Raw genomic sequence first — 26,708 nt, forward strand, 5'->3', positions numbered from 1 at the left:
TGATGATTGCGGCACCGGTCGCGGCGCGCGAGGTGACCGATAGCGCGGGCCGGGTGGTCGAGGTGCCGGAGCAGGTCGAGCGGGTCTTTGCCGCCGGCCCGCCCGCCGCGATCCTGCTTTACATCCTCAAGCCCGAGGCGATGACCGGTTGGCCGCGCGCACCGCATGAGTATGAGCGGCCCTATCTGGCAGAACCCTGGCGTGATCTGCCCGAGACCGGGCGACTGACCGGCCGGGGTGGCGAGGCCAATCTTGAGCGGGTTTTGCAGATCGCGCCCGATCTGATCTTTGATTTCGGCTCGGTGCGCGACACGTATGTCGATCTGGCCGACCGAACGCAGGCGCAGACCGGCATTCCTTACGTGCTGATCGACGGACGGTTCGAGAACACGCCCGCCGCGCTGCGGCTCATGGGTGATATCCTCGGCGTGCCGGAGCGGGCGGAGCAACTGGCAAGCCATGTCGAGCAGGTCTTTGCCCGGATCGACGCGATCCTTGACGATATGCCCGAGGCGGAGCGCCCGCGCGTTTACCTCGCGCGCGGCCCCGAGGGTCTTGAGACCGGCATGAAAGGCTCGATCAACACCGAGATCATCGAGCGCGCGGGCGGGCGCAACGTGGCCGATGACGGGGGCGCGACCCGCGGGCTTGTGCGCGCTTCGATGGAGCAGGTGATCGTCGCCAACCCCGAGATCATCGTGACATGGGATCGCAATTTCTTTGCCTCGGTCTTCGACGATCCGCTCTGGCAGGGAATCGGGGCGGTGCAGGAGGGGCGCGTGCATCTTGCCCCCACGGCACCCTTCGGCTGGATCGACCGGCCGCCTTCGCTCAATCGGATCATGGGGCTGATCTGGATGGCGGGACTGCTTTACCCGGACCGCTGGCAGGGCGATCTGCGCGCCGAGACGCGGGATTTCTACGAGCTTTACTATCACGTGCGCCTCGACGATCCGGCGCTGGAGAGGCTGCTGGAATGGGCCGAGGGACGACCGCCCGAGTGAGCGCGCCGCCGCTGGCGTGGAGCCTGACCACGGGGCTGGTGGTCGGGCTTGTTGCCCTGTGCTTCGCAGCACTCATGATCGGCCCCTATGGCCTGACACCCGGAGAGGTTCTGGCGGCGCTATTGGGGCGCGGTGAGGCGCAGGCGCAAATCGTGGTGTGGAACATCCGCCTGCCGCGGATCGGTGCGGCACTTCTGGTGGGGGCGGCACTGGCGGCCGCGGGGGCGAGTTATCAGGCGCTCTTTCGTAATCCCCTCGTGTCACCGGACATCCTCGGGGTCTCTGCCGGGGCGGGGCTGGGGGCTGTGGCAGGCATCTTCCTGTCACTGCCGGTGGCGGCAATTCAGGGCGCGGCCTTTGCGGGCGGCATGGCGGCGGTGGGGTTCGTCACGCTGGTCGCAGGGCTGGTGCGCAACACCGACCGCACGCTGACGCTGGTGCTGGTGGGCGTGGTGATCGGGGCACTGGCCGGGGCGGCGACCTCGCTCTTGAAGGTGCTGGCCGATCCCTATGACCAATTGCCCGCGATCACCTTCTGGCTTCTGGGCTCGCTCGCCTCGGTCACCTCGGCCGATATCCTGCCCGCGCTGCCCGCCGTGGCCCTCGGCCTCGTGCCGCTGGTGCTGTTGCGGTGGCGGATCAACGTGCTGTCATTGGGCGATGAAGAGGCGCGTGCGCTTGGCGTCGAGGCGGGGCGCACACGGTTTCTGGTGATCGCGGCGGCCACGCTGATTACCGCGAGTGTGACGGCGCTGGCAGGCGTCGTGGGCTGGGTTGGCCTCGTCATACCGCATATCGCGCGGATGCTGGTGGGGCCGGGCTTTGGCCGGTTGTTGCCGACCTCGGTACTGATCGGGGCGGGCTATCTGCTGGTGGTGGATACGGCGGCGCGCAGCATTGCGGCGATCGAGGTGCCTTTGGGTATCCTGACGGCAGTGATCGGCGCGCCGTTCTTCGTCTGGCTTTTGGCGCGCGGACGGCGCGGCTGGTCATGAGGCTGGAGGCGCGCGATCTTAGCATCGGCTATGGGCGCGAGGTAGTGGGCAGCAGTCTGACGCTCTCGGTCGCGCCGGGGCGGGTGATCTGCCTGCTTGGGCCGAATGGCTGTGGCAAGACCACGCTTTTCCGCACGCTTCTGGGGCTGTTGCCGCCGCTTGGCGGAGAGGTGCTGCTGGGGGGCGACCCTATCGCGCGGCTCAAGCGAGCCGAGATCGCGCGGCGCATCGCCTATGTACCGCAGGCCCATGCGCCGCCCTTTCCATTCGAGACGCTGGAAGTGGTAATGATGGGGCGCACCGCGCGGCTTGGGGCCTTCGCGCAACCGGGGGCGGCGGACAGGACCGCGGCGCAAGCGGCACTCGACCGGCTGGGCATCGGTGATCTGGCGGCGCGCGATTACTCGCGCCTGTCGGGCGGGCAGCGGCAGTTGGTGCTGATTGCGCGGGCCTTGGCGCAGGCGGCCCCGCTGATCGTGATGGACGAGCCGACCGCGAGCCTCGATTTCGGCAATCAGGCGCAGGTGCTGGCGCAGATCGCGGGGCTGGCGCAAGAGGCCGGGCAGGGCGTAATCCTGTCGACCCATGACCCCGATCAGGCCTTCGCGCTCGGGGCCGACGTGGTGCTGATGAGCGATGGCCGGATCATCGGCAACGGCGCTGCCGAGACGGTGCTGAGCGGTGCCGCGCTGAGCCGGGTCTATGGCCTGCCGGTCGCGGTGGAGATGACGGAGAGCGGGCGGCGCGTCTGTCTGCCCGCGTTGCGCGGCTGACCGACGCGGCTTTTGCGTGTTTTCAAGGCGGCGCGAAGTTGCTAAGCCCGCGCAGGACAGGCGCATGAGGCGAAAATGACCACGATCAAGCTGCACAACACCCGCACCCGCAAGAAGGAGGTGTTCGCGCCTCTCGATCAGGATGACGTGCGGATGTATGTCTGTGGGCCGACGGTCTATGACCGGGCGCATCTGGGCAATGCGCGGCCCGTGGTGGTGTTCGATGTGCTGTATCGGCTGCTGCGGCATGTCTATGGGCCGGATCATGTGACCTATGTGCGCAACTTCACCGATGTGGATGACAAGATCAACGCGCGCGCGGCGGAGAGCGGGCGCGCGATTGGCGAGATCACGGCGGAGACGACGCAGTGGTTTCTCGACGACATGGCGGAACTGGGCGTGCTGGAGCCCGACCACATGCCGCGCGCCACGCAGTATATCCCGCAGATGGTGGCGATGATCGAGGATTTGATCGCCAAGGGCCACGCCTATGAGGCCGAGGGACATGTGCTCTTTGCCGTGGATAGCTGGCGCGAGGGCTATGGCAAGCTGTCGGGGCGCACGGTCGATGACATGATCGCGGGCGCGCGGGTTGAGGTGGCGCCTTATAAACGCAACCCGATGGACTTCGTGTTGTGGAAGCCGTCGGATGAGGGGCAACCGGGGTGGGAGAGCCCTTGGGGGCGGGGTCGTCCGGGCTGGCATATCGAATGCTCGGCGATGGCCTATGAACTCTTGGGCGAGAGTTTCGACATTCACGGTGGCGGCAACGATTTGATGTTCCCGCACCACGAGAACGAAATCGCCCAAAGCTGCTGCGCCCATCCGCAGGGGGATTTCGCGCGCTACTGGTTGCACAACGAGATGCTGCAGGTCGAGGGCAAGAAGATGTCCAAGAGCCTGGGCAATTTCTTTACGGTGCGGGATTTGCTGGATCAGGGGATACCGGGGGAGGTGATCCGGTTCGTGTTCCTGAGCACGCATTACCGCAAGCCGATGGACTGGACGGCGGAGAAGGCGCGGGAGGCAGGAAGAACACTGCGAAAATTGAGGAAGATTGCTGAGGGCAGTGAGCGGTGGTCGGACGGAGTCGACCGCTATCATGAGCCTTATGAAGACGTCGTCGCAGCTTTGTGTGATGACTTGAATACTCATTTGGCAATCAAGCTGCTCCAAGACCACGCTGATAATTTTGAATCGAGCGATGATAGTTCTCGTTTATTGGTGACGTTAGACTTGTTGGGCATTTCATCCAGCTGGAGGGATGCTGAGCATCTTCATGCGGAACACCTATATAAGGAACAGTACCAGATAGGGATTTTGATTGGCCGCATGCAGGAGGCAAGAGCGTTAAAGGACTGGAAGACAGCGGACGCGATCAAAGCGGCATTGGTCGAGGCTGGCGTAGAATTGAAGATTAGTAAGGGCGGCGTGGAATATGATTTCGGGTGGGACTTCGACCCCGCCAAGCTGGAGTCTTTGAAGTGACGCGCCTGTCCGCACACCGCCTGCAAGCCGCGCGAGGGCCCGACCGTGGGGGGGCGCTGCTCGTTTTGTGGGGAGCACTTTATGGTGCCGCCTACTGTGACGGTTATTCGGGTTGCGACGTTGCAGAAGCGCCCGCCCGGGGGGCGGTCGGGCGCTCGCGCGGCGGCGCGTGCCGCGCCTTGATTCCGCGCGGGGGCTTAGCATGACCCGCGAACGCCTCTATCTCTACGACACCACCCTGCGGGATGGGCAGCAGACGCAAGGCGTCAGCTTTTCCACGCCCGAGAAAATTCAGATCGCGGAGGCACTCGACCGGCTGGGCGTGGACTACATCGAGGGCGGCTGGCCCGGCGCGAACCCCACGGACAGTGCCTTTTTCGAGGCGGTGCCGCAGACCCGCGCCACACTTACCGCCTTTGGCATGACCAAGCGGGCCGGGCGGTCGGCGGAGAACGATGACGTTCTCGCGGCGGTGATGAATGCCGGGACCAAGGCGGTGTGCCTCGTCGGCAAGACCCATGATTTCCACGTCAGCGCGGCACTTGGCATCACGCTGGAGGAAAACGTCGAGAACATCGCCCGCTCCGTCGCGCATCTGGTGGGGCAGGGGCGCGAGGCGTTGTTCGATGCCGAGCATTTCTTTGACGGCTACTGCGCCAATCCCGGTTATGCGCTGGAATGTCTGCGCGCAGCAATGCAGGCGGGCGCGCGGTGGGTCGTGCTCTGTGACACCAATGGCGGCACCCTGCCTACCGAGATCGGGCGCATGGTGGGCGAGGTGATCGCCGCCGGTATTCCCGGCGACCGTCTTGGCATTCACACCCATGACGACACCGAGAATGCCGTGGCGGGCAGTCTGGCCGCCGTCGATGCGGGCGCGCGGCAGGTGCAGGGCACATTGAACGGGCTGGGCGAGCGTTGTGGCAATGCCAACCTGACCACGCTCATCCCGACGCTGATGCTGAAGCCGCCCTATGCGGATACCTACGAGATCGGGGTGAGCCGCGAGGGGCTTAAGAGCCTGACGGCGGTGAGCCGGCAACTCGATGAAATCCTCAACCGTGTGCCGCTGCGGCAGGCGGCCTATGTCGGGGCCTCGGCCTTTGCCCACAAGGCGGGGCTGCATGCGAGCGCGATCCTCAAGGATCCCTCGACCTACGAGCATATCGACCCCGAGACCGTCGGAAATGCCCGCATCATCCCGATGTCCAATCAGGCCGGGCAATCGAACCTGCGGCGTCGTCTGGCCGAGGCGGGGATCGAGGTGGCGCCGGGCGATCCGGCGCTGGCGCGGCTTCTGGAGGTGATCAAGGAGCGCGAGGATCAGGGCTACACCTATGACAGCGCGCAGGCGAGTTTCGAAATCCTCGCGCGCAAGGAACTGGGGCAGATGCCGCAATTCTTCGAGGTCAAGCGCTACAAGGTCACGGTGGAGCGGCGCAAGAACAAGTATGACCGCATGGTGAGCTTGTCGGAGGCGGTGGTCGTCGTGAAGGTCGGTGGCGAGAAGAAGCTGTCGGTGTCGGAGTCGATGGATGCCGAGGGCTGTGACCGGGGGCCGGTCAACGCCTTGGCGCGGGCACTGGCCAAGGATCTCGGGCCCTATCAGGACCAGATCGCCGATATGCACCTGGTGGATTTCAAGGTGCGCATCACCCAAGGCGGCACCGAGGCGGTGACGCGGGTGATCATCGACAGCCAGGACAGCGCCGGGCGGCGCTGGTCGACGGTGGGCGTGAGCCCCAATATCGTCGATGCCAGCTTTGAGGCGCTGCTCGATGCTATCAACTGGAAGCTTGTGCATGAGGGGGCGGTTTGAGCACTGCGTTCGACGCCGATGTGACCGCCTGTGCCGATCTGGTGCGCCGCGCCGATGCGCCTCGGTTTCAGGCGGCGATGGCGGCGCCGGTGGCGGCGCGTGGGGTGCTCTTTCCGGTCTATGCCTTCAATGTCGAGGTGGCGCGCGCGCCCTGGGTCACGTCCGAGCCGATGATCGCCGAGATGCGCCTGCAATGGTGGGTGGATGCGCTGGAGGAGATCCGCGCGGGCGGCGCGGTGCGGCGGCACGAGGTGGTGACGCCGCTGGCGCGGGTGCTGGATGCGGAAGGGGCCGGGCTGCTCATTGATCTGATCGAGGCGCGGCGGTGGGATGTCGAGCGCGCGCCGTTCGAGGATGAGGCGGATTTCACGCGCTATATCGAGGCGACATCGGGCAACCTGATCCGCGCGGCGGCGCGGGCGCTTGGCCCCGCCGAGGAGGACGTGCTGCGCGATGCGGGCTTTGCCCTCGGCCTTGCCAACTGGTTTCGCGCGATCCCGGCACTGGAGGCGGCGGGACGCAAACCCTTGCCGGACGGTCGGCCCGAGGCGGTGCGCATGCTGGCGCGTGAGGGGCTGCGGCGGCTTGCAAAGGCGCGGACGGCGCGCGCGGACGTGTCATCCGCGGCGGCCCCGGCGCTTTTTCCATTGTGGGAGACGGGGCCGGTCCTGCGTGCGGCGATGCGTCGCCCGGCATCGGTCGCCGAAGGCGCGCTTGATCCCGCCCCGGCGCGCAGCAGGTTCGGCCTCATGCTCCGGGCGCTGTCGGGGCGCTGGTAGGGCGCTTAGCCGACGAGGCTGCGCACCTGCGCAAGAATGGCCGGAATCGACGGGCTGTCCTTATTGGCGCGACGCACGACCATCAGGCCGATCAGCAATCCCTGTAACACCTTGGCGGTTCCGATCGTGTCGATCGGCGGGGTGTCGCGTTGCGCGAGGCATTCGGTGAAGAACGTCTCGACCTTGCCCATGCTGGCATCGACCATTGCCGCGACTTCGGGGTCATGTGGGGCGAGTTCCATGGCGGAATTGATCATCAGGCATCCGCCCGGCATCTGCGAATTGCCTTCTGCTGCGACATCGAATGCCGCGAGGATCGCATCTGTCGGGCTGCGCTCATGGAGTAGCTGCTCAAGAAAACCGGTGCGGTAGGTGTCGTCGTAGTGCCGCAGCGCGCGCAGGAAGAGGTCGCGCTTGTTACCGAACCCGGCATAGAGACTGCTCCGGTTGACGCCGGTGGCCGATACAAGATCGGCCATCGAAGTGCCCTGATAGCCATGCGCCCAGAAGGCGGTCATGGCAGCCTCCAGCACGGTGGCGTCGTCATAAGACTTTTCCCAGGGCATGATCACTCCGAAAGGGCGGGATACGGACGCGTGGCCAAGGCATATGCCATCCCCGACACCCTGAACAAGGCTGAGTAATGGGCCTTGAACAAGATGCCGGGTACTTCTCGGGCGATCATCCGCTGGAGCAGTCCGACCGGCCCGGGCCTTGGCGTACGTGATGGCGCGAAAGCTTGGAGCAATTTAATCGGGTGTGGAATGATTGGTCAAATAAATAAATAGTGGACGTTGCGTGAAGCAACTAGGGCGTGTGGTCCGGCAAAGGCGGTAAGCCGGGTGTGCTCGCGTGCTCGGGGTGATCGCGCACATGGCGGGCCTTGATCGCGCTGGAGGTCTCGCGGCTGCCGTCATGGCTCCAGCCCGGCGGCATGATGCAATAGTTGAGACGCTCGCGCCAAGTCAGCCCCGGCTGCGTGGCATCGCGGAAGATGCCGACCCATTCGTGAAAGGCAACGCGGATCGGATTGAACGTCCCGAGATTGCGGACGAGGCCGTAATCGGGTTTTTCCTCGTCGAGTTCGGGCACGAAGGTGCCGAACATCTTGTCCCAGATGATGAACACGCCTGCATAGTTGCAATCAAGATAGCGCGGGTTGCGCCCGTGATGGACGCGGTGGTGCGAGGGTGTGTTCATCACGGCCTCGAACCAGCGGGGCATGCGTCCGATCGCCTCGGTATGAATCCAGAACTGATAGATCAGGTTGAGCCCGCCGACGAACAGCACCATCGCCGGGTGAAACCCCAGCAGGATGAGCGGCGCGCGCACCACCATCATGAAGGTGAATGTGCCGGTCCATGTCTGTCGCAGCGCCGTGGTCAGGTTGTAGTGCTGCGAGGAATGGTGATTGACATGAGACGCCCAGACCCAGCGGATGCGATGGCCAAAGCGGTGCACCCAGTAATAGCGCAGATCGTCCAGCACGAAGCAGAGCGCGATCGTGGCGATTGAGGTGCCCAGATCAATCGGCGTTATCTCCCACAGCAGCATGAAGAAGCCGTAGGCGACAAAGCCCAGCAGGATGCCCGAGGCCACGTTGCCCGCCCCCATGATGAGCGAGGTGAGCGCGTCGCGCGTCTCGTAGCGCCCGCCGCGCCCCTTGGTCACGATCCACAGCAGTTCGGCGAGGATGGCGGCGATGAAGAGCGGCACCGCCCAGTTCACCACGTCAGGAAAGGTGATCATGTCGGTCATGCGGTCTCCTTCAGCGTGTCTTGCCACGCGGCGGCCTCATCTGAATCAAGGGCAATGTGAATGCATGGCGCGGTATAGTCGGGCAGGTCTAGGCGAAGACCGCTGCTCGTTGCGGTAAGCCGCGCGCCGGTAAGGTAACGCGCGGTGGTGTCCGCGCCCATGGGCCAGACCACGCCGCGCCCGGTCTCGGTTGCGATCAGGGCGGCGGACCTGTTGTCGCAGAGCGTGACATGGATCGGCGCGTCGGTGGGAAACTCCCGCAGCCAAGCGGCCCGCGCCGCCGCCACATCCGGCAGTGTCGCCCGGCGCGAGAGGCCAAGCAGATGCAGCAGCACCGCGATTGCGGCGATGCCCAGAACGACCATTGGCAACAGGATGCTCAGTGGCATGGTCCCCTCCCTCCTTGCCGAATTTAGCCAAAGGCCGGGCGCATTTGTCAAAGCGGGCGTTGCGTCACTTTGCGCCGCCGCCCCTCGCGCCAAACCAGAAGGCCGGCCCCGCAGAGCACGACCGCCGCCCCGGTGACCGAGACCCAATCGGGCCAGACGCCGAAGATCACCCCGTCATAGAGCGCGGCAAAGACCAGCGCGGTGTAGAAGAACGGCGCCACATAGCTCGCATCGCCCCGCGCCATTGCATTGACGAAGCAGGCTTGGGCAAGGGCCATCAAAAGGCCGATACCCGCCAATGCGGCCCATTGCGCGGGCGTGGGCGCGGCCCAGACCCAGATCACGGCAAGGGTCGCGATGCTCAGACCGATGGCGTTGTTGATCAGCAGGATCTGCCACGGCCCTTCGCGCCCCGACAGGCGCTTGATGAAGATAAGCTCGGCCCCGAGGCACATCGCCGCGCCAAGCGCCAGAAGTGCTCCGGGCGCGATCGCGCCGCTGCCCGGTCGCATCAGGATCGCGGCCCCGGCAAGGCCGATGGCGGCGGCGCACCAGCGGATCGGCCCGACCCTCTCGCCCAGGAGCGGGATAGCGAGCATCATTCCGAAGACCGGGTTGAGAAAGCTGATCGCCGTGGCATCCGACAGCGGGATGAAGGCGGCGGCGGCGAACATCAGCGTGACCCCGGCCCAGCCGAAGCAGGAGCGCTTGGCATGGGTTGCGAGATCGGGACGGTTGAAACGCGGGCGGATCAGCGCCGTCATCGTGGCGATTGCCAGAAAGGCGAAGAGAAACCGCCCGTGGCTGATCTGTAGCGCATGCAGCGGGGGGCCGAGCGCCTGCGTTCCGAGCGCCTTGGCCAGCAGTGTCGTACCTGCCAGCAATGCGGCGGCCAGAAGCGTAAGCAGGGCGGCAAGGCCGGGATTGGGGGCACGGGGCGTGAACATGCGCGCAGCTTTGCCGTGCCTCATATCGGGCTGCAAGCGGTAACAGCCTGCCACCCGCCAACAAATTCGCGTGCGCCATGGCCGGAAAACGACGCCATGTCGCGCCCGGTCGCGCAGGCCGTCCGGTTTCATGCGAGCGAAACGCAAAACCATCCAAGATCCAAGACATGCATGACCGCCGCATTCCCGAATGGCTCCGCCACGCGCCCACCCCCTCGGTTCGGGGGTTCGCCCTGCTGGCGGGCACCGAGGCGATGGCGCGTGGCATCCTGATTTCGGTCATGCCACTGGAGATGTATCGCGCATTGCGCGATGCGGCGCTGGTGTCGGAGGTGTATTTCCTCGTCGGATTGCTGTCGCTGGCCACGGGGCTAATGGTGCCTTTTGCAACGCGCCATGTGCCGCGCCGCTGGATCTACGTGATGGGGTGCGCGATGTTCGCGGGCGGCGCGGGAATGGGCGCGCAGGGTGGCGCGCCCGGCATGATCGCGGCGCTCGCGCTGATGACGGCGGCGACGGTCATGGTGTTCGTGTGTTTCAACGCCTATGTGCTCGATTTCATCGCCAAATCCGATCTGGGCCGCTGTGAGACCTCGCGCATGTTCTACAGTGCGGCGGGCTGGACGGCGGGGCCATGGCTGGGCGTTGCCCTTCTGGGGCTGTGGCGACCGCTGCCATTTCTGATCGCCGGGGTGGCGGCCTGCGCGATGATGGCGCTTTTTCTCTACATGCGGCTTGGCAACGGGCGGCTGATCACCCGCGCGCGGGCCCCGGCACCCAATCCGCTGGCGTGGCTGCCGCGATTTTTCGCGCAGCCGCGGCTGGTGGCGGGATGGGTTTTCGCGGTGATCCGCTCCTGTGGCTGGTGGGCCTATGTGGTCTATCTGCCGATCTTCGCGGTGCAGCAGGGGCTGGGCGAGGATCTGGGCGGCATGCTGCTCTCGGCCTCGAACGGGATGCTGTTCGTGACGCCATTGATGCTGCGCTGGATGCAGCGCCGCTCAATCCGGCGGGCGGTGCGGGTGGGGTTCGCGGTGTCTGGGCTGCTCTTCGTGCTGGGGGCCGTGGCGAGCGGCTGGCCCTGGGCGACGGTCGCGGGTCTGGCGCTCGCCTCGGTGTTTCTGGTGCTGCTTGATGTGTCGGCCGGGCTGCCGTTCCTGATGGCGGTGAAACCGTCGGAGCGCACGGAGATGTCGGCGATCTATGCCAGTTTCCGCGATGTCTCGGGGATCATGACGCCGGGGGCGGCCTGGCTGGTGCTTCTGGTGGCCCCCTTGCCGGGGATTTTCGCGCTGGCCGGTGTTGGCCTTTTGACCTGCTGGCATCTGGCGCGGCACCTGCATCCAAGGCTGGGCGCGGCGCGCGTCGCGGTGGAGGCCGCCCCGCCATGCGACATTCCGCTTTCCCTGACACGCGAAACCGGCTAAGACGCTGCTCATGATTACCAGCGCGACATATACCCCGATCCGACGCCGACGCACCCGCGTCTGACGTCCCGTCCCCTCGTGATCCCGGCGCAGAGCGCGCCAATTTCCCCAAAAGATTGACTTGGCCCCGCCCTTGCGGCACTCAAAGGGCCTCTTGTTGACAAGGAACCTGCCATGATCCCGTCGATCCTGCCGACTTATAACCGCGCGCCGCTCTCATTCGTGAAGGGCGAGGGCGCCTGGCTGATCGAGGCCGATGGTCGACGTTTTCTCGATCTAGGCGCAGGGATCGCCGTCAATGCCATGGGGCACGCGCATCCCGCACTGGTGGCGGCGCTGACCGAGCAGGCGGGCAAGCTGTGGCATACCTCGAACCTCTACCAGATCCCCAAGCAGCAGGAACTGGCCGACCGGCTGGTCGAGGCGACGTTTGCCGATACGGTGTTTTTCACCAACTCCGGCACCGAATCCTGCGAGCTGGCGGTCAAGATGGCGCGCAAGTTCTTCTACGACGCAGGCCAACCGGAGAGGACCGATATCATCGCCTTTGGCGGCTCGTTCCATGGCCGGTCCTCTGCGGGCATCGCGGCTGCCGGGTCTGAGAAGATGACCAAGGGCTTCGGGCCGCTTCTGCCGGGGTTCAAACATGTGCCCTGGGGCGACCACGAGGCGTTCCACGCCGCCATCGACGACAATACCGCCGCCATCCTGATCGAGCCGGTGCAGGGCGAGGGCGGCATTCGTCCGCTGCCCGATCAATGCCTCAAGGGGCTGCGCGATCTTTGCGACGAGCGCGGCATCCTCCTCATCTTTGATGAGGTGCAATGCGGCGTGGGGCGCACGGGGCGGCTTTTCGCGCATGAATGGGCGGGCGTTGCGCCCGATATCATGATGGTCGCCAAGGGCATCGGCGGCGGTTTTCCCCTCGGCGCGGTGCTGGCCACGGAGCCCGCCGCGTCGGGCATGGGGGCTGGCACGCATGGCTCCACCTATGGCGGCAATCCTTTGGGCTGTGCCGTGGGTTGCGCGGTGATGGAGCATGTGGCCACGCCCGAATTCCTCGGTGAGGTCAACCGCAAGGCCGGGCTGATGCGGCAGCGTCTGGAGGGGTTGGTCGCGGCACATCCGGATGTCTTTGTCGGCGTGCGGGGGCTGGGGCTGATGCTTGGGCTGGAATGCAAGGCCGCCAACACGGATGTGGTCAAGGCCGGGTATGAGGCGCTGGTCGTCACAGTACCCGCCGCCGACAACGTGATCCGCCTGCTGCCACCTCTGACCATCACGGATGACGAGATCGCCGAAGCGATCACCCGCCTGGACGCGGCCGCAAGCGCCGTGGAAGCCGCCTGAGCTTCTTTTTGACCGAAATACTCCGGGGGTTTGGAGCTGGCCCCCAAATGACCTGCAATGAAAAAAGCGAAACATGACATGACTCATTTCCTCGACATTCACAAAACCGATCCGGCCGAATTACGGGCGATCATAGATCAGGCGCGCCAGATGAAAGACGCACGCAACGGTCATCCGCGCGGCACGCCCGATTCTGAACAGCCCCTCGCAGGCCGCATGGTGGCGCTGATCTTCGAGAAGCCCTCGACGCGCACGCGGGTGTCGTTCGACGTGGGCGTGCGGCAGATGGGCGGTGAGACCATGGTGCTGTCGGGGGCTGACATGCAGTTGGGCCATGGCGAGACGATCGCGGATACCGCGCGGGTGCTCTCGCGCTATGTCGACATGATCATGATCCGCACGTTTGATGAATCCGTGCTGCTGGAAATGGCCGAATATTCCGACGTGCCGGTGATTAACGGGCTGACCGACCGCACCCATCCCTGCCAGATCATGGCCGATATCCTGACCTATGAGGAGCATCGCGGGCCGATCACCGGCAAGAAGGTGGTCTGGTCGGGCGACGGCAACAATGTCTGCGCGTCCTTCCTGCATGCCGCCGGACAGTTCGGCTTCGATCTGACCTTTACCGGGCCGATGCAGCTTGATCCTGAGCCTGAATTCATTGGCCTTGCGCGCAAGGCTGGCAGCACGATCACCATCGAGCGCGACCCCGCCAAGGCGGTCGAGGGCGCCGATCTGATTGTCACCGACACATGGGTCAGCATGCATGACAGCCAGTCCACCAAGGAGCGCCGCCACAACATGCTGCGGCCCTATCAGGTCAATGACAGGCTGATGGCGCAGGCGAAACAGGACGCGCTCTTCATGCATTGCCTGCCCGCGCATCGCGGCGAGGAGGTGACGTCCGAGGTGATGGACGGGCCGTCCTCGGTGATTTTTGACGAGGCCGAGAACCGTCTGCATGCACAAAAGGCGATCATGCGCTGGACGCTTGGGGTGTGACGGGAGATCCTCCGGTCAAGCCGGAGGATGACGTTAGTCTTGTGCTGTCGTCGCCCTCTGGCCTGAGCCCATGGCTGTTCGGCTGCTTGCAATTTATCGTTTTGCGGCCTAGGCTTACCTCGTTTCGTTAACGGTATCGGAGGGCGGATGGGCAAGGCGCAGATTGGGGTCTACGGGCTTGGCACCATGGGCAGCGCTCTGGCGCTCAACATGGCGGAGCACGGGTTTGACGTCGCCGTGACCAACCGCGAGGCAGACTGGATCGCGCCCTTCATGACAGAGGCCGGAGATCTGGCGGCGCGCCTGCAATCTTTCGAGGAGTTACAAGGGTTTATCGCGGCTCTTGCCGCCCCGCGCATCATCCTGTTCATGATCCCGTCGGGGGCACCGATGGATGAAATGCTGGAGCGGGTCACGCCGCTACTGGAGCCCGGCGATATCGTGATCGACGGCGGCAATGCCGATTTTCACGACACCCGAAGACGGGTCGGTAAACTGTCGGTATCGCGTCTGTATTACGTCGGTCTCGGGGTTTCGGGCGGGGAGGCGGGTGCGCGGCACGGTCCGTCGATGATGATGGGCGGCAGCGACGAGGCCTGGTCGCGGATCGCGCCCATCCTCACCGCCATCGCAGCGCGCCACGAGGGCAGCCCCTGCGTGGCGCATCTTGGCCCCGACGGGGCCGGGCATTTCGTCAAGACCGTGCATAACGGCATTGAATATGCCGACATGCAGGTGATCGCGGAAATCTACAGCCTGATGCGCAACGGGCTGGCGCTGCCGCCCGCCGAGATCGGCGCGCTGTTCGATGCGTGGAATGCCGGGCCGCTGCGCTCTTACCTGGTGGAGATCACCGCCAAGCTGTTGACCTATGCCGACCCTGAGACCGGGCATCCGATGATCGACGTGATCAAGGATGCCGCCGGTCAAAAAGGCACCGGGCGCTGGAGCGTGATCGAGGCGCAGCGCATGGGACAATCGGCGAGCATGATCGAGGCGGCCGTGGGCGCGCGCAGCTGGTCCTCGGAGAAAGACACGCGGCAGGCGGCGGAGGCGGTTCTTGGCGGTGCGGTTGGCGCGATCGAGGCCAGCCCCGAGGTCCTGGCCGAGGCATTTCTGGCGGCGCGCATTCTGGCGCACGCGCAGGGGTTTCGGGTGCTGGCGGCGGCGTCGGAGGAGTACGACTGGTCGCTCGATTTTGCGACCATCGCGCGGGTCTGGCGGGCGGGGTGTATCATCCGCTCTGCGCTTCTGGACGAGATCGCGGTCGCCTGTGAGCGCGATCTGCCGGAGGGTCAGCTGATCCTCGATCCCGGTCTGGCGCAGACCCTTGCGCGCTGTGTGCCCGCGTTGCGGCAGGTGGTGTGCAGTGCGGTGCATGGCGGGCATCCGGTGCCCGCGCTGAGCGCCGGGCTGGCATGGTATGACAGCATGCGATTGGGGCATGGCAGCGCCAACATGATCCAGGCGCAGCGCGACATGTTCGGGCATCACGGATTCGAGCGACTGGGGCAGGCGGGGCGGCATCACGGGCCGTGGTGGGACTGAACCGGGCCGGGTATTTGAGTATTTTTGGCAAGATGAAGGGCAGGGGTCACTCGGTCAGGTAGCGTTCGAGCACGATGGCGGGCATCGCGCCGCGCAGCATCATGTCGGGCAGCACGTAAGAAGGCGCCATGTCGAGGCCGAGGCTGCGGGCGAGGGCGGCGTCGGAGCCGATGTCGAAGACCGCGACGCGAAAGCCCAGCCGTTGTGCGAGTGTCCGCAACTCGTCCTCGGCGCGGGTGCAGTCGGGGCAGTTCTCTGCGGTGAAGAAGGCCAGCCGCGTAGGGGCATCGGTTGGGCCGAAGCCGGGTTGGGCCGGGTCGAAGAGCTGTGGCGCGGCTTGGTCGAGGGTGGCACGATCGCGTTCGGCCTCTTCGCCGTAGAGGTCGGGGGCGGGGCGCGACAGGCCGATGATCTCTGAGAGCAGTTCGGGCGTGGCGATCAGCACTTCGCGGATCGCGCTGCCGAGGGGCGGGCGCGATTGCGCGCCGGTGTCTTGTGCCGTCGCAGCATATGGCAGCAGCAGCCCCCCGAGGAGGGCCGCGCCGAAAAGACGGGAGAGCATTCGATTTATTGCGTGCGGATGTCGTTTGCGATGTCCTGCATCGCGTCCTGCGGCAGGAAGCCGCGCAGCATCTGGTCGCCCATCACGAAAGACGGCGTGCCGCTGATCTGGAGCCGCTGGCCGAGCGCGTGGTTGGCGGCGATCACCTCGGTCACGGCCTCGCTGTCCATCGCCGCGACGATGGCGTTGGCGTCGAGCCCGAGCGAGTCGGCCAGACGGGTGAAGCCGGTGTCGTTCATCGCGCCGTTATAGGCCATCAGCGCGTCATGCACGGATTTGTAGGCCTCGTCGCCGGCGACCTGCTGGGTGGCGATGGCAAAGCGCGAGGCCAGCACCGAGTCTTCGCCCAGAATGGGGAATTCCTTGACGATGAAACGGATGTTGCCGTCGTCTTCGAGCAGGCCGTTGACCTCGTCCACGGCGCGGCGGCAATAGCCGCAACGGTAATCCATGAATTCGACAAGGGTGATGTCACCCTCGGGGTTGCCGCCGACCCAGGAGTGACCGTCGTTGAAGATCGCGTCGGCATTGGCGCGCACGAGGTCGACATCGGCCTGGGCCTGGCCCTGCGCCTGACGTTCTTCGAGGACGGCCACGGCCTCCATGATCACTTCGGGGTTTTCCAGAAGGTAGGCGCGGATTTCGGCGTGCAGCGTGGCGCGCTCGGCCTCGGTCAGGTTGTCGAGATCGAGGGCCTGGGCGGGCAGGGCCAAGGGCAGGCTGAGGGCGGCGGCGGTGACAAGGCTTCGAATCACTGGGTCATACTCCGTTATTCTGCGGCTTTGGCCGCGTGTAGCACATCCTGCGCGCGCTGCCATGCGGCAGAGCCACGGGGAAGCAGGCCGGAGGCGCGTTCGGCGTGGATCTTAGCATCTTTGAGCCGCCCCGCCATCGCATAACGCTCTGCGGTCAGTACCGAGGCCATGCCGTTATTACCAAGCCGGGCCTGCGCCTGTGCGAGGTCACGCAATACGCGGAAGTCGCGGCCATCGCGGCTGCGGGCGGATTCGAGGAATTGTGCGGCCATCTGCACCTGTCCGTCGGCCAGCAGCGCGCGCCCGTAGGAGCCGAGGATCAGCGCGTTGCGCGGGGCGAGATTGGTGGCCCGGGCATAGGCGGCGACGGCGGGTTTGATCTGGCGGCTTTCCATCAGGATCTGCCCGCGCAATTCATGCAGGAAGGGATCGTCGGGGCGGCGGGCCACGGCCCCGTCAATCGCTTTGAGCGCACGGCGCAGATCGGCATTGCGGTGATGGGCGATGGCCTGGCGCATCAGCTTGATGTCCTCGTAGCCGTATTCGCCGGCGCGGGTGAGGGTCCATTTCGGTGAGCGCTGAAAGGCCGAGAGCTTGGATTTTGCGCGGGCGAACCAATAGGTCGCCTCGGGGTCGGGTGCGACGGTTCTGGATTGCGCATCCGCGAGCGCGCGCACCCGGCGATAGCGGTCGCGCGACAGGGGGTGCGTGCGCGCATAGGCATCCTGACGCGAGGCCGCGAGCGATTCCTGTCCGCGAAAGAGATCCATCACCTGCACCGCGCCGTTGAGGTCGATCCCGGCGGCGTGGAGAAAGCGCATCCCGCTCGAATCGGCGGCGTTCTCTTCGGCGCGGGTATGCGCGAAGAAGCTGCGCATCGCCGCCCCCTGAATGCCCGCCGCGGCCCCGGCGGCAAATCCGCCACTGCCGGTCGCCGCCCCGGCGACGGCGGCAAGCGCGGTGCCGAGGGCGGCGGCATTGCGCGCGTTGCGGGCATTGATCGGGCGGCGCATCAGGTGGCCATTGGCGATATGCGCGGCCTCGTGGGCGATCACCGATTGCAGCATGGCGGGGCTGTCCATGCGCAACAGCAGGCCGGAATGGATGAAGATGCTGTCGGCGTCGATCACGAAGGCGTTCATGTTGGGCGCGTCGATCACCATGATATCGACCCGGTCGGGGTTGAGCCCGGCTGCGCGCAGCACCGGCGCGCCGAGCGCGCGCAGCGCATGTTCGATATCGGGATCGCGCAGCAGGGTCACCGCACGGGCCGGGGCCGCGAGGGTGATGCTCAGGATCAGCGAGATCGCGAGAAATCGGAGGAGCTGCATTGACCTGACCTGCCTTTCGACGTGAAGAGAGGGCGTACGCCCAAGCTTAGGAAGAATGTAATGCGGAACTCAACCCGGTCCAAGGTCGCCCCCTTCATTGTGATGGATGTGATGGAGGCCGCGCGCCGTGCCGAAGCCGGGGGACGGCATATCATTCACATGGAGGTGGGTCAGCCGGGCACGCCTGCGCCCAAGTGCGCGCGTGACGCGCTTGCGCGGGCGATGGAGCGTGAGGCGATGGGATATACCGTGGCGCTCGGTCTGCCGGAGTTGCGGGCGCGGATCGCGCGGCTCTATCACGAATGGTACGGGGTTGATCTGAACCCTGATCGGGTGGTGATCACGCCGGGATCGTCGGGGGCGTTCATCCTCGCGTTTACCGCGCTTTTCGATACCGGCGATCGGGTGGGAATCGGCGCGCCGGGCTATCCCAGCTATCGCCAGATCCTGCGCGCGCTCGATCTGGTGCCGGTGGATATCGAGACGGCGGCGGAAAACCGCCTGCAACCGGTGCCGGACGATCTGGCGGGGCGCGATCTGTGCGGGCTTTTGGTGGCGAGTCCGGCGAATCCCACGGGGACGATGCTGGGCCGGGAGGCGCTTGGGGCGCTGATCGGCGCGGTGCAGGCGACGGGGGCGAGTTTCATCAGTGACGAGATTTATCACGGGATCGAGTATGAAGCGCGCGCGGTGAGCGCGCTGGAGATCACCGATGAGTGCTACGTGATCAATTCCTTTTCCAAGTATTTCTCGATGACCGGCTGGCGCGTCGGCTGGATGGTGGTGCCCGAGTCGCATGTGCGCACGGTCGAGCGGCTGGCGCAGAACCTGTTCATCTGTCCGCCGCATGCCAGCCAGGTGGCGGCGCTTGCGGCGATGGAGTGCCATGAGGAGCTGGAGGCGAACATGGCGGTCTACCGCGCCAATCGCGCGCTGATGCTGGAGGGGCTGCCGCGTGCCGGGTTCGACCGCATCGCGCCGCCCGACGGGGCGTTCTATGTTTATGCCGATGTCAGTCATCTGACCGATGACAGCCGCGCCTTTGCCGCCGAAATCCTGGAGCGGGCCGGGGTGGCGGTGACGCCGGGGCTGGATTTCGACCCGGTGCGCGGGGCGGGCACGCTGCGGTTTTCCTATGCGCGGGCCACTGCCGATATCGAGGACGGGCTGGAACGGCTGCGGCAGTTCATGGCCGCGCGCTGAGTCGCAGTACCCGCCCGGCGCAAGGATTGCCCAGATTTTGCCACATTTCGCACCAGAAAATGCCCATCGGTGGTGGCATACCGGTTGCCGACTCAGCAAAGCGGAGGGCCGTGTCATGCAACAGATCAAGGATGGATATCGCGGACTGGGCGTGCTGATCGGAATGAACGCCGATCTTCTGCTTTATGTCGCGACGCTTGCGCTCGCGCTGTTTGCAGCGGGCTATTTGGGCACGCTCTGAGACAAGCGTGCACTCGCGTTTTGACAAGCCCAGACAGACCGGGTAGTGACTGCGGTCAATGGGATGTCTGACTGGGTTTGACCAATGAATGATTGTGACACGGGTCGGCGGATGCCGACATCGGTGATGCGCGCCTTTGGCGGTTTTGTAGCACTGGCGATAATGGTGCTGACACTGATTGCGCCTGATCCGGCCGAGGCGCAATCCTACCGGTTCTCCACGGTCGCCATCGAGGGCAATCAGCGGATCGAGGCCGGAACGATCCTGTCCTTTGCCGGTATCGCCCGCGGCGAAACTGTCAGCGCCGGGCAGCTAAACGATGCCTATCAGCGAATCCTCGGATCGGGCCTGTTCGAAGAGGTCGAGGTCGAGCCGCAGGGCAATCGGCTCGTTATCCGGGTCACAGAATTTCCGACGATCAACCGCATCGCCTTCGAAGGCAATGACAAGATCAAGGATGAGGATCTTGCCGGGTTCATCCAGAGCCAGTCGCGGCAAGTGTTCAGCCCCACGCAGGCCGAGCGCGACGCCAACATCATCACCGAGGCCTATGCCCAGAACGGGCGGATCGCCGCGCGCGTCTCTCCCAAGGTGATCCGCCGCAGCGACAACCGTGTCGATCTGGTGTTCGAGATTTTCGAAGGCCGCAAGATCGAGGTGCAGCGCATCGGATTTGTCGGCAACCGCGCCTATTCCGACCGCCGCCTGCGTCGCGTGATCGAGAGCAAGCAGACCGGTCTTTTGCGGGCCCTGATCGAGCGTGACACCTTTGTCGAGGACCGGATCAACTTTGACCGTCAGGTGCTGACCGATTTCTACAATTCGCGCGGCTATGTGGATTTCCGGGTGACCGGCACGAATGCCGAGCTTGCCCGCGAGCGCGACGCCTATTTCGTGACCTTCAATGTGCAGGAAGGGCAGCAATTCCGCTTTGGAGAGATCACCACCGTCAGTGAGTATAACGGGGTCGAGGCCGAGGCCTATGACGATACACTGAAGATTCGTCCCGGCGTGGTTTATTCACCGTCGCTGGTGGAAAACTCGATCGCGCGTATGGAGCGTCTGGCGATCAAGAACGGCGTCGATTTCCTGCGGGTCGAGCCGCGCGTGACGCGCAATGATCGCGATCTGACATTGGATATCGAGTTCGTGTTGCAGCGCGGTCCGCGCGTCTTTGTCGAGCGGATCGACATCGAGGGCAACACCACGACGCTCGACCGGGTGATTCGGCGGCAGTTCGATGTGGTCGAGGGTGACCCGTTCAACCCGCGGGCCATCCGGCAGGCCGCTGATCGCATCCGCGCGCTGCGCTTTTTCAGCGATGTGGACGTGAATGCCCGCGAGGGATCACGCCCCGATCAGGTGGTGATCGAAACCGACGTGGAGGAAACCACGACCGGCAGCGTTTCCATCGGGGCCAGCTTCTCGACCAACTCGGGTCTCGGCATCCAACTTGGTTTCTCCGAGCGCAACTTCATCGGGCGTGGGCAGGAGTTGACGGCGAACATTCTCGCGAGTGCGGATCGGGTCAATTACAACCTGAGCTTCAAGGAACCGGCCTTTCTCAGCCGCGATGTGGCGCTCGGGCTCGACTTTGCCTTCGTGGAAACCGAAAGCGACAACTCGCGCTTCGATACCGCGATCGGCACGTTCCGCCCGAGCCTGACCTTCCCGATCGGTGAAAACAGCCGTCTCGGCGTGTTTTACAACGCCCGCTACGAGGACATGAGCGATTATAACGGTACCTCGGGCATTCTCGCGGCTGAGGTCGCGCAGGGCGATCTGTGGACCAGTGCTGTCGGCTATGAATATTCCTTTGACACGCGGCGCACGGGGCTCAATCCCGATGCCGGGGTGCTGCTGTCCTTCGGTCAGGAGTTCGCCGGGTTGGGCGGCGACAATGATTACGTCAAGACCACGGCGCGGATTGTCGGGCAGCGCACGATCTTCAACGAAGAGGTGACCGTGCGCGCCATTCTCGAAGGCGGCGCGATCAGCTTTTCGAACGGGCAGAACAGCCGCTTCATCAACCGGTTCAACGATCAGATCATGCGCGGCTTTGAGCCCAATGGTATGGGTCCGATCGAGGGCGGCGAACACCTGGGCGGCGATTACTTTGCGGCCCTCAAGTTCGAGGCGGAATTCCCGCTTGGTCTGCCTGATGAATACGGGATCACCGGCGGGGCGTTCTACGATATCGGCTCGATCTGGGGGCTCGACAACCAGGGGGCAGCAACAGGCCCGGTCAACTCCACCGGGTTCGAGCCGCGCCACGTGATCGGGTTCTCGCTGTTCTGGACCTCGCCGTTCGGACCGCTCCGGATGAACTTTTCCAACGCGCTCAAATCCGAGCCGGGGGATGACGAGCAGACGTTCAACCTGACGGTCAAAACGGAATTCTGAGAATGCGCGCCGGGCTGTTCAGGGCCGGGGTGATCATCGCGCTCGGGCTGGGGGTGCCGCAGGGAGCGGCGGCGCAGCAGCTTGGGGTGGTCACCAGCGACGTGATCGTGATCGACGCCGAACGGTTGCTGAGCGAGACCGACTATGGCCAGCGGTTGCAGCGCGAGATCCAGGCCGAGCGCGATCGCCTGATTGCCTATAATGACCGGGTCGCCAGTGATCTGGAGGCCGAGGAGCAGGCGCTGACCGAGATGCGCAGCGAGAGCGAGCCGGACGCGTTCCGGGAGATGGCGGATGCGTTCGACGCCAAGGTCACGCAGTTGCGACAGGACAGCGAGCGGATGTCACGCGAGTTGGAGCGGCGCCGGGATCTGGCCCCGCTACAGTTCATGCGCGTGGTGCAACCGGTCCTGTCCGAACTGTTGCAGGAAACCGAGGCGGTGGTGCTGCTTGACCGGCGCAGCGTGCTTTTGCATGCCGAGGTGGCGGATGTGACCGATCTGGCGATCACCCGCATCAATGCCACCGTCGGCACCGGACCGCAGAGCCTGCCGGAGCCGCAGCCCGAAGAGAATGGCGCGGTGGAGATGCCGGAATTGCCCGCGCCGGGCGGCGACTAGGGCCGCGCGCGGCGGTGTCGGGCGATCTTGCCCCGCGACCGCGCAGTTGCTAGGGACATCTGGGCAAGATGCGAAAGGATGCGCCATGACCGAGCCGATCAAGACTGCGGATATCCACCTGATCCAGCGGCTGATCCCGCATCGCTATCCATTCCTGCTGGTCGACAAGGTGGTCGATATCGACGGCTACCAGAACGCGCGCGGCATCAAGAACGTCACCATGAACGAGCCGCATTTTCAGGGGCATTTTCCGGGCAAGCCGATCATGCCCGGCGTGACCATCATCGAGGCGATGGCGCAGACGGCGGCGGTCATGGTGGGCACCGCACTTGGCATGGAGGACCGCAACATGCTGGTCTATTTCATGGCCATCGACCGCGCCAAGTTTCGCCGGATGGTGGTGCCCGGTGACGTGCTGGAAATGAAGCTGGAGACCACGCGCGGTAAACCCGGCGGCAAGGTCTGGAAGTTTTCGGGGGTGGCCGAGGTAGAGGGCGAGATGGCCGCCGAGGCGGAATTCACCGCGATGATGGACCTTCCGAAAGACTGACCTCATGCCGGGCACCGAGAGACATCGCTCTGTCGATATGACCCCGGGTCAGGGCTAGGTCATGGCGCTCGCGCTCATTGCCGGGCTGGGGGGCCTGCCGCCTTACTTGGTAAAGGTCCTGCTGGCGCGGGGAGAGGTGCCACTGGTCTGCGAACTGGTGCAGTTTCTCTCAGAAGTGACGGGCGATCTGCCGCGCCTCGGGTTTCGGCTGGAGGGGTTCGGCAGTTTTCTGGCGGAGCTGCAGGTGCGGGGGATCACGCGGCTTTGCTTGGCCGGGGCGATGCGCCGTCCGGTGGTGGACCCCGCGTTTGTCGACGCGGCCACCGCGCCCTTCATCCCGCGTCTGCAAGGCGCGATGGCCAAGGGCGATGAGGGTCTCTTGCGCGAGATCATCGCGATTTTCGAGGAGGTAGGGATCGCGGTGATCGGGGCCGCTGAGATCGCGCCGGAGTTGCTACCCGCGCCGGGGGTGCGGACCGGGGTCCTGCCCGAGGGCATTGAGGCGGGTCTTGCGGCGGCCACTGCCGCGCTGGAACGGATGAGCCGGGATGATCCGGGGCGGGCTGTGGTGGTGCGCGGGGCGCGCGTCGTGGCGCAGGAGGATGCGCGCGGCACCGATGCGATGCTTGCCGGCCTGTCGGTGGGAGGCGAGGACAGTGGGGGTGGCTGGAGCCTTGATCCCTTTGACATCGCGGATCAGATGGTCGGCGGAGCGGCGGATTGGCTGAGCGGTCAGGACAGCGTGCCCGAGAGCGGCGGTCTGCTCTATTTGGCACCGAGGCCGGGGCAGGATCCGCGCGCCGATATGCCGGTGATCGGGCCGGAGACGGCGCGCGCGGTTGTCACGGCGCGGCTCGACGGGGTCGTGATCGCGGCCGGAGGCGTTATGCTGATCCACCCCGAGGAGGTGCGTGGCATCCTCGGGGCGGCGGGGTGTTTTCTGTGGGTGCGTCCCGGGGGGACGGTCTGAGGCGGCCTATTCGGTTTCGCCGGTGGTGATCTCACGGATTTTCGGCATCATCACCGGCATCTTGGCCTGGAGCACGCGCGAGATCATCGGCTGCTGGATCTGGGCCAGTTGCGGCATCTTTTCCATCACCGAACGGCCATGCTCGGAATTGTAGAAATCGCGGAGCGCCTCAAGCTCTTCCAATGTCAGCAGATCGGCGAGGATTTCGTCTTGTGCCTGCATCACCTCGGTCAGCGGCTCGGTCAGTTCCTCGGAAAACAGGGTCTCGATCCGTGCGATCTGTTCGGGCTCCAGCGTTTGGCGGTTCTGCGCCATCTGCTGAACCATGGGCTGCCAGATCTGGCGGATGAACTCTTGCATGTCCATGCCCTCCATCGTCGCCGAAACATAGTCTTCGGCCACCGCGAGGCGGGCGTCCCGGTCGCTTTGGGCATGGGCGGGCAGGGCGAGGCAAAGGGCAAGGGTGAGGCTGGTAAAAACGCGCATGGGGATAACTCCGCAAAATGAAATCGCCTGCACCGAACCAGCTTACGAGCGCGCTGTCAACGGCTGCCGGGTCGCGGCGCTTGCATGGGGGGGGCGAGGTTGCTATCTGCAGCGGGCAAAGCCCGATCAAATCGCTCGGAAAGACATGAAGAGGCCCCGGTGCAGACCCCGATTCCCCGGCTCCAAGTGAATAACCTGACGCGTCGCTATGACGGGCGCGTGGTGGTGGAGGACGTGTCGTTGCGCGTCATGCCGGGCAAGGTGACCTGTCTTCTGGGGCCGTCCGGCTGCGGCAAATCAACGACGCTGCGGATGATCGCGGGCGTCGAGATGCAGGATTCGGGTGAAATCCATGTCGATGGCAACCTGATCTGCGACACGGTGTTTCGCGTGCCGCCCGAGCGGCGGCATATCGGGCTGATGTTTCAGGATTTCGCGCTGTTCCCGCATCTGAGCGTGGCGCAGAATGTCGGGTTCGGCCTGTCGGGTGACAAGGCGGCCAAGGCGGCGCGGGTTGGCGAACTGCTCGACCGGGTCGGCCTGTCGCAGTATCACGCGGCCTATCCGCACGAGTTGTCGGGGGGCGAGCAGCAGCGGGTGGCGCTGGCGCGTGCGCTGGCCCCGCGTCCGCGCATCATGTTGATGGACGAGCCGTTTTCCGGCCTCGACAACCGGCTGCGCGACGGTATCCGCGACGACACGCTGGATATCCTGCGCGAAGAGGATACCGCTGTTCTGCTGGTCACGCATGAGCCCGAAGAGGCGATGCGCATGGCCGATGAGATCGCTTTGATGCGCGACGGGCGGATCGTGCAGCAGGGCGCGCCCTATAACGTCTACAACGCCCCGGTGGATCGCAGCGCGATGGCGTTTTTCTCGGAGATCAACGTGATCCGGGGGCGCGTGCAGGGGGCGCTGACCGAAACGCCGTTCGGCCATTTCCTTGCCCCCGGCGTGGCGGACGGGCAGGAGGTGGAGATCGTGATCCGCCCGCAGCATATCAAGATCGACTTTGACCGCCACGGGCGCGGCCCCAATCCCACCCCGCAGGACGGGGCGCCCGCACGCGGTGTGGTAGAGCGCGCGCGTTTCATCGGCTCGGAAAGTCTGGTGGAATTTCGGATGGATCACGACGGCTCGTTGCTGAAGGCGACGGTGCCCAACGTGTTCCTGCCCAAGCCGGGCAAGCCTTTGTGGCTGATGATCCGGCGCGACCGGTGTTTCGTCTTTCCCAAGGACGGGTGAGGCCGCCCAAAGCCGACGTCAAACCCGCGTGAGTTTTGCTTTGCAGGCTTGTTGCGCGGCGGCGACAGGTCTAGATACCGGCCAAGACGTCACAACTTACCGATACCGGGGGTCGACATGATTCATTCCATTCGCACTACTTTCACCGCCGCCGCGCTGGCGGTTCTGCCGCTTGCAGCAATGGCAGAGCTTGGGCCGCTGGTCGAGCCTGCGGAGTTGCGCGCCGCGCTGGATGACAGCGCGCCCGTCGTGCTCGATATCCGGGGCGAGGGGGCCTATGAAGAGGGCCATGTGCCCGGCGCGCTCAATGCGCCTTACGGCCTCTTTCGCGGCCCGTCGGACAATCCCGGCGAACTGGTCTCGGAGGCGCATCTGACCGAGGTGCTGCGCGGCCTTGGCATCGAGGCGGGCGATAGCGTGGTGGTCGTGCATCAGGGCAGCAATCAGACCGATTTCGGGGCTGCGGCGCGGGTCTACTGGACGCTGAAATCGAGCGGTGTAAGCCCGCTTGCGATCCTCAACGGCGGCATGAACGGCTGGGCCGAGGCCGGAGAGAAGCTTGCCAAGGGCAAGGCTCCGTCGGTGAGCCCGAGCGAGATCACGGTCAGCTTTTCGGACAAATGGCTGGCGACCCGCCAAGACGTGCAGGCGATCGTCAACGGCGAGGAGCAGGCCGAACTGATCGACGCCCGCCCCGAGGCATTCTGGAAGGGCGACACCAAGCACGGGGCCGCCGCGATGCCCGGCACCCTGCCGCAATCGCGCTATTTCACGCATGACCGCTGGTTCGGTCAGGACGAGCCTGCGCGCATCAAGCCCGAGTTGATCCGTCAGCTGGCCGCCGAGAACGGGTTCGAGCAGGGCGACAAGCTGGTGTCGTTCTGCAATACTGGTCACTGGGCCGCGACCAACTGGTTCGCGCTGAGCGAGTTGGCGGGGATCGAGGGCGTGCGCATGTACCCCGAATCCATGGTCGGCTGGTCGAATGCGGGCTACGAGATGGCCAATGTGCCGGGCCTGTTCCGCAACATGATCAACAAGATCACCGGCAAGTACTGAG

General features: G+C 65.1%; 26 protein-coding genes. 18 read left to right on the forward strand and 8 right to left on the reverse strand.

Features of this window, described 5'->3' with window-relative positions; genetic code table 11:
• The first annotated feature begins 2 nt into the window (after positions 1-2).
• The 6 genes from BMX04_RS02365 (at position 3) to BMX04_RS02390 (ending at position 6,858) form a co-directional block, all read left to right on the forward strand.
• On the forward strand, positions 3-1,004 hold the full coding sequence (locus BMX04_RS02365; RefSeq protein ID WP_244888456.1) for an iron ABC transporter substrate-binding protein: 1,002 nt from the start codon (positions 3-5) through the stop codon (positions 1,002-1,004).
• Positions 977-1,999: a FecCD family ABC transporter permease gene (locus BMX04_RS02370; RefSeq protein ID WP_074784831.1), complete on the forward strand. Its 1,023-nt coding sequence runs from the start codon at positions 977-979 to the stop codon at positions 1,997-1,999. Before BMX04_RS02365 ends, BMX04_RS02370 begins: the two co-directional genes overlap by 28 nt.
• Complete coding sequence (locus BMX04_RS02375; RefSeq protein ID WP_074784832.1) at positions 1,996-2,772, forward strand: ABC transporter ATP-binding protein; 777 nt, start codon at positions 1,996-1,998, stop codon at positions 2,770-2,772. The genes BMX04_RS02370 and BMX04_RS02375 overlap by 4 nt, the downstream gene beginning before the upstream one ends.
• 75 nt (positions 2,773-2,847) lie before the next feature.
• Positions 2,848-4,260 carry a cysteine--tRNA ligase gene (gene cysS, locus BMX04_RS02380; protein WP_074784833.1) on the forward strand — a complete coding sequence of 471 codons (1,413 nt, stop codon included), beginning with the start codon at positions 2,848-2,850 and terminating at the stop codon, positions 4,258-4,260.
• 202 nt (positions 4,261-4,462) lie between these two features.
• Positions 4,463-6,079 (forward strand): citramalate synthase, encoded by a 1,617-nt coding sequence (gene cimA / locus BMX04_RS02385; RefSeq protein ID WP_074784834.1) that lies wholly within the window; start codon positions 4,463-4,465, stop codon positions 6,077-6,079.
• Entirely contained in the window at positions 6,076-6,858 is a 783-nt protein-coding gene (locus BMX04_RS02390; RefSeq protein ID WP_074784835.1) for a squalene/phytoene synthase family protein, read from the forward strand. The genes cimA and BMX04_RS02390 overlap by 4 nt, the downstream gene beginning before the upstream one ends.
• A gap of 5 nt (positions 6,859-6,863) precedes the next feature.
• On the opposite strand, the gene BMX04_RS02395 is transcribed toward BMX04_RS02390, so the two are convergent.
• The 4 genes from BMX04_RS02395 to BMX04_RS02410 all read right to left on the reverse strand — a co-directional run bounded on the left by BMX04_RS02395 (position 6,864) and on the right by BMX04_RS02410 (position 9,952).
• On the reverse strand, positions 6,864-7,424 hold the full coding sequence (locus BMX04_RS02395; protein WP_074784836.1) for a TetR/AcrR family transcriptional regulator: 561 nt from the start codon (positions 7,422-7,424) through the stop codon (positions 6,864-6,866).
• A gap of 241 nt (positions 7,425-7,665) precedes the next feature.
• Positions 7,666-8,616 (reverse strand): sterol desaturase family protein, encoded by a 951-nt coding sequence (locus tag BMX04_RS02400; protein WP_074784837.1) that lies wholly within the window; start codon positions 8,614-8,616, stop codon positions 7,666-7,668.
• The gene (locus tag BMX04_RS02405; RefSeq protein WP_074784838.1) at positions 8,613-9,005 is read right to left on the reverse strand and encodes a hypothetical protein; all 393 of its coding nucleotides are present in this window, start codon (positions 9,003-9,005) and stop codon (positions 8,613-8,615) included. The genes BMX04_RS02400 and BMX04_RS02405 overlap by 4 nt, the downstream gene beginning before the upstream one ends.
• A 47-nt stretch (positions 9,006-9,052) precedes the next feature.
• Complete coding sequence (locus BMX04_RS02410) at positions 9,053-9,952, reverse strand: DMT family transporter (protein WP_074784839.1); 900 nt, start codon at positions 9,950-9,952, stop codon at positions 9,053-9,055.
• A 167-nt stretch (positions 9,953-10,119) separates the two neighbouring features.
• Here BMX04_RS02410 and BMX04_RS02415 point away from each other — a divergent pair, with 167 nt between their 5' ends.
• The 4 genes from BMX04_RS02415 to gndA all read left to right on the forward strand — a co-directional run bounded on the left by BMX04_RS02415 (position 10,120) and on the right by gndA (position 15,282).
• The gene (locus BMX04_RS02415) at positions 10,120-11,379 is read left to right on the forward strand and encodes an MFS transporter (protein ID WP_074784840.1); all 1,260 of its coding nucleotides are present in this window, start codon (positions 10,120-10,122) and stop codon (positions 11,377-11,379) included.
• Between the two features lie 174 nt (positions 11,380-11,553).
• On the forward strand, positions 11,554-12,729 hold the full coding sequence (locus tag BMX04_RS02420; RefSeq protein WP_074784841.1) for an aspartate aminotransferase family protein: 1,176 nt from the start codon (positions 11,554-11,556) through the stop codon (positions 12,727-12,729).
• 78 nt (positions 12,730-12,807) lie between these two features.
• Positions 12,808-13,734, forward strand: a complete 927-nt coding sequence (argF, locus tag BMX04_RS02425) for an ornithine carbamoyltransferase (protein ID WP_074784970.1) — start codon at positions 12,808-12,810, stop codon at positions 13,732-13,734.
• Positions 13,735-13,881: 147 nt separating this feature from the next.
• A complete protein-coding gene (gene gndA / locus BMX04_RS02430; protein ID WP_074784842.1) occupies positions 13,882-15,282 on the forward strand; it encodes an NADP-dependent phosphogluconate dehydrogenase in 1,401 nt (466 codons plus the stop codon).
• Positions 15,283-15,328: 46 nt separating this feature from the next.
• On the opposite strand, the gene BMX04_RS02435 is transcribed toward gndA, so the two are convergent.
• The 3 genes from BMX04_RS02435 to BMX04_RS02445 are packed head-to-tail and all read right to left on the reverse strand — an operon-like array spanning position 15,329 to position 17,930.
• On the reverse strand, positions 15,329-15,844 hold the full coding sequence (locus BMX04_RS02435; RefSeq protein ID WP_175477312.1) for a hypothetical protein: 516 nt from the start codon (positions 15,842-15,844) through the stop codon (positions 15,329-15,331).
• A 5-nt stretch (positions 15,845-15,849) separates the two neighbouring features.
• Positions 15,850-16,596: a DsbA family protein gene (locus BMX04_RS02440; RefSeq protein ID WP_244888465.1), complete on the reverse strand. Its 747-nt coding sequence runs from the start codon at positions 16,594-16,596 to the stop codon at positions 15,850-15,852.
• Positions 16,597-16,613: 17 nt separating this feature from the next.
• Positions 16,614-17,930, reverse strand: coding sequence for a M48 family metalloprotease (locus tag BMX04_RS02445; protein ID WP_074784844.1), 1,317 nt, complete (start codon positions 17,928-17,930; stop codon positions 16,614-16,616).
• A 60-nt stretch (positions 17,931-17,990) separates the two neighbouring features.
• Here BMX04_RS02445 and BMX04_RS02450 point away from each other — a divergent pair, with 60 nt between their 5' ends.
• The 6 genes from BMX04_RS02450 (at position 17,991) to lpxI (ending at position 23,917) form a co-directional block, all read left to right on the forward strand.
• Positions 17,991-19,133: a pyridoxal phosphate-dependent aminotransferase gene (locus BMX04_RS02450; protein ID WP_074784845.1), complete on the forward strand. Its 1,143-nt coding sequence runs from the start codon at positions 17,991-17,993 to the stop codon at positions 19,131-19,133.
• 115 nt (positions 19,134-19,248) lie between these two features.
• Positions 19,249-19,374, forward strand: coding sequence for a hypothetical protein (locus BMX04_RS19730; RefSeq protein ID WP_268784733.1), 126 nt, complete (start codon positions 19,249-19,251; stop codon positions 19,372-19,374).
• An 84-nt stretch (positions 19,375-19,458) separates the two neighbouring features.
• On the forward strand, positions 19,459-21,777 hold the full coding sequence (gene bamA / locus BMX04_RS02455) for an outer membrane protein assembly factor BamA (RefSeq protein WP_074784846.1): 2,319 nt from the start codon (positions 19,459-19,461) through the stop codon (positions 21,775-21,777).
• Between the two features lie 2 nt (positions 21,778-21,779).
• Complete coding sequence (locus tag BMX04_RS02460) at positions 21,780-22,397, forward strand: OmpH/Skp family outer membrane protein (RefSeq protein ID WP_074784847.1); 618 nt, start codon at positions 21,780-21,782, stop codon at positions 22,395-22,397.
• Positions 22,398-22,482: 85 nt separating this feature from the next.
• Positions 22,483-22,947, forward strand: coding sequence for a 3-hydroxyacyl-ACP dehydratase FabZ (gene fabZ, locus BMX04_RS02465; RefSeq protein ID WP_074784848.1), 465 nt, complete (start codon positions 22,483-22,485; stop codon positions 22,945-22,947).
• Between the two features lie 61 nt (positions 22,948-23,008).
• Positions 23,009-23,917 carry a UDP-2,3-diacylglucosamine diphosphatase LpxI domain-containing protein gene (gene lpxI / locus BMX04_RS02470; RefSeq protein WP_074784849.1) on the forward strand — a complete coding sequence of 303 codons (909 nt, stop codon included), beginning with the start codon at positions 23,009-23,011 and terminating at the stop codon, positions 23,915-23,917.
• 6 nt (positions 23,918-23,923) lie between these two features.
• On the opposite strand, the gene BMX04_RS02475 is transcribed toward lpxI, so the two are convergent.
• Positions 23,924-24,403, reverse strand: coding sequence for a DUF2059 domain-containing protein (locus BMX04_RS02475; RefSeq protein ID WP_074784850.1), 480 nt, complete (start codon positions 24,401-24,403; stop codon positions 23,924-23,926).
• Positions 24,404-24,562: 159 nt separating this feature from the next.
• Here BMX04_RS02475 and BMX04_RS02480 point away from each other — a divergent pair, with 159 nt between their 5' ends.
• Both BMX04_RS02480 and BMX04_RS02485 read left to right on the forward strand, forming a co-directional pair.
• Complete coding sequence (locus BMX04_RS02480; RefSeq protein ID WP_074784851.1) at positions 24,563-25,648, forward strand: ABC transporter ATP-binding protein; 1,086 nt, start codon at positions 24,563-24,565, stop codon at positions 25,646-25,648.
• Positions 25,649-25,765: 117 nt separating this feature from the next.
• Positions 25,766-26,707, forward strand: a complete 942-nt coding sequence (locus BMX04_RS02485) for a sulfurtransferase (protein ID WP_074784852.1) — start codon at positions 25,766-25,768, stop codon at positions 26,705-26,707.
• Position 26,708: the final 1 nt, after the last annotated feature.

This window comes from Roseovarius tolerans, from assembly GCF_900109855.1.
Taxonomy (GTDB): domain Bacteria; phylum Pseudomonadota; class Alphaproteobacteria; order Rhodobacterales; family Rhodobacteraceae; genus Roseovarius; species Roseovarius tolerans.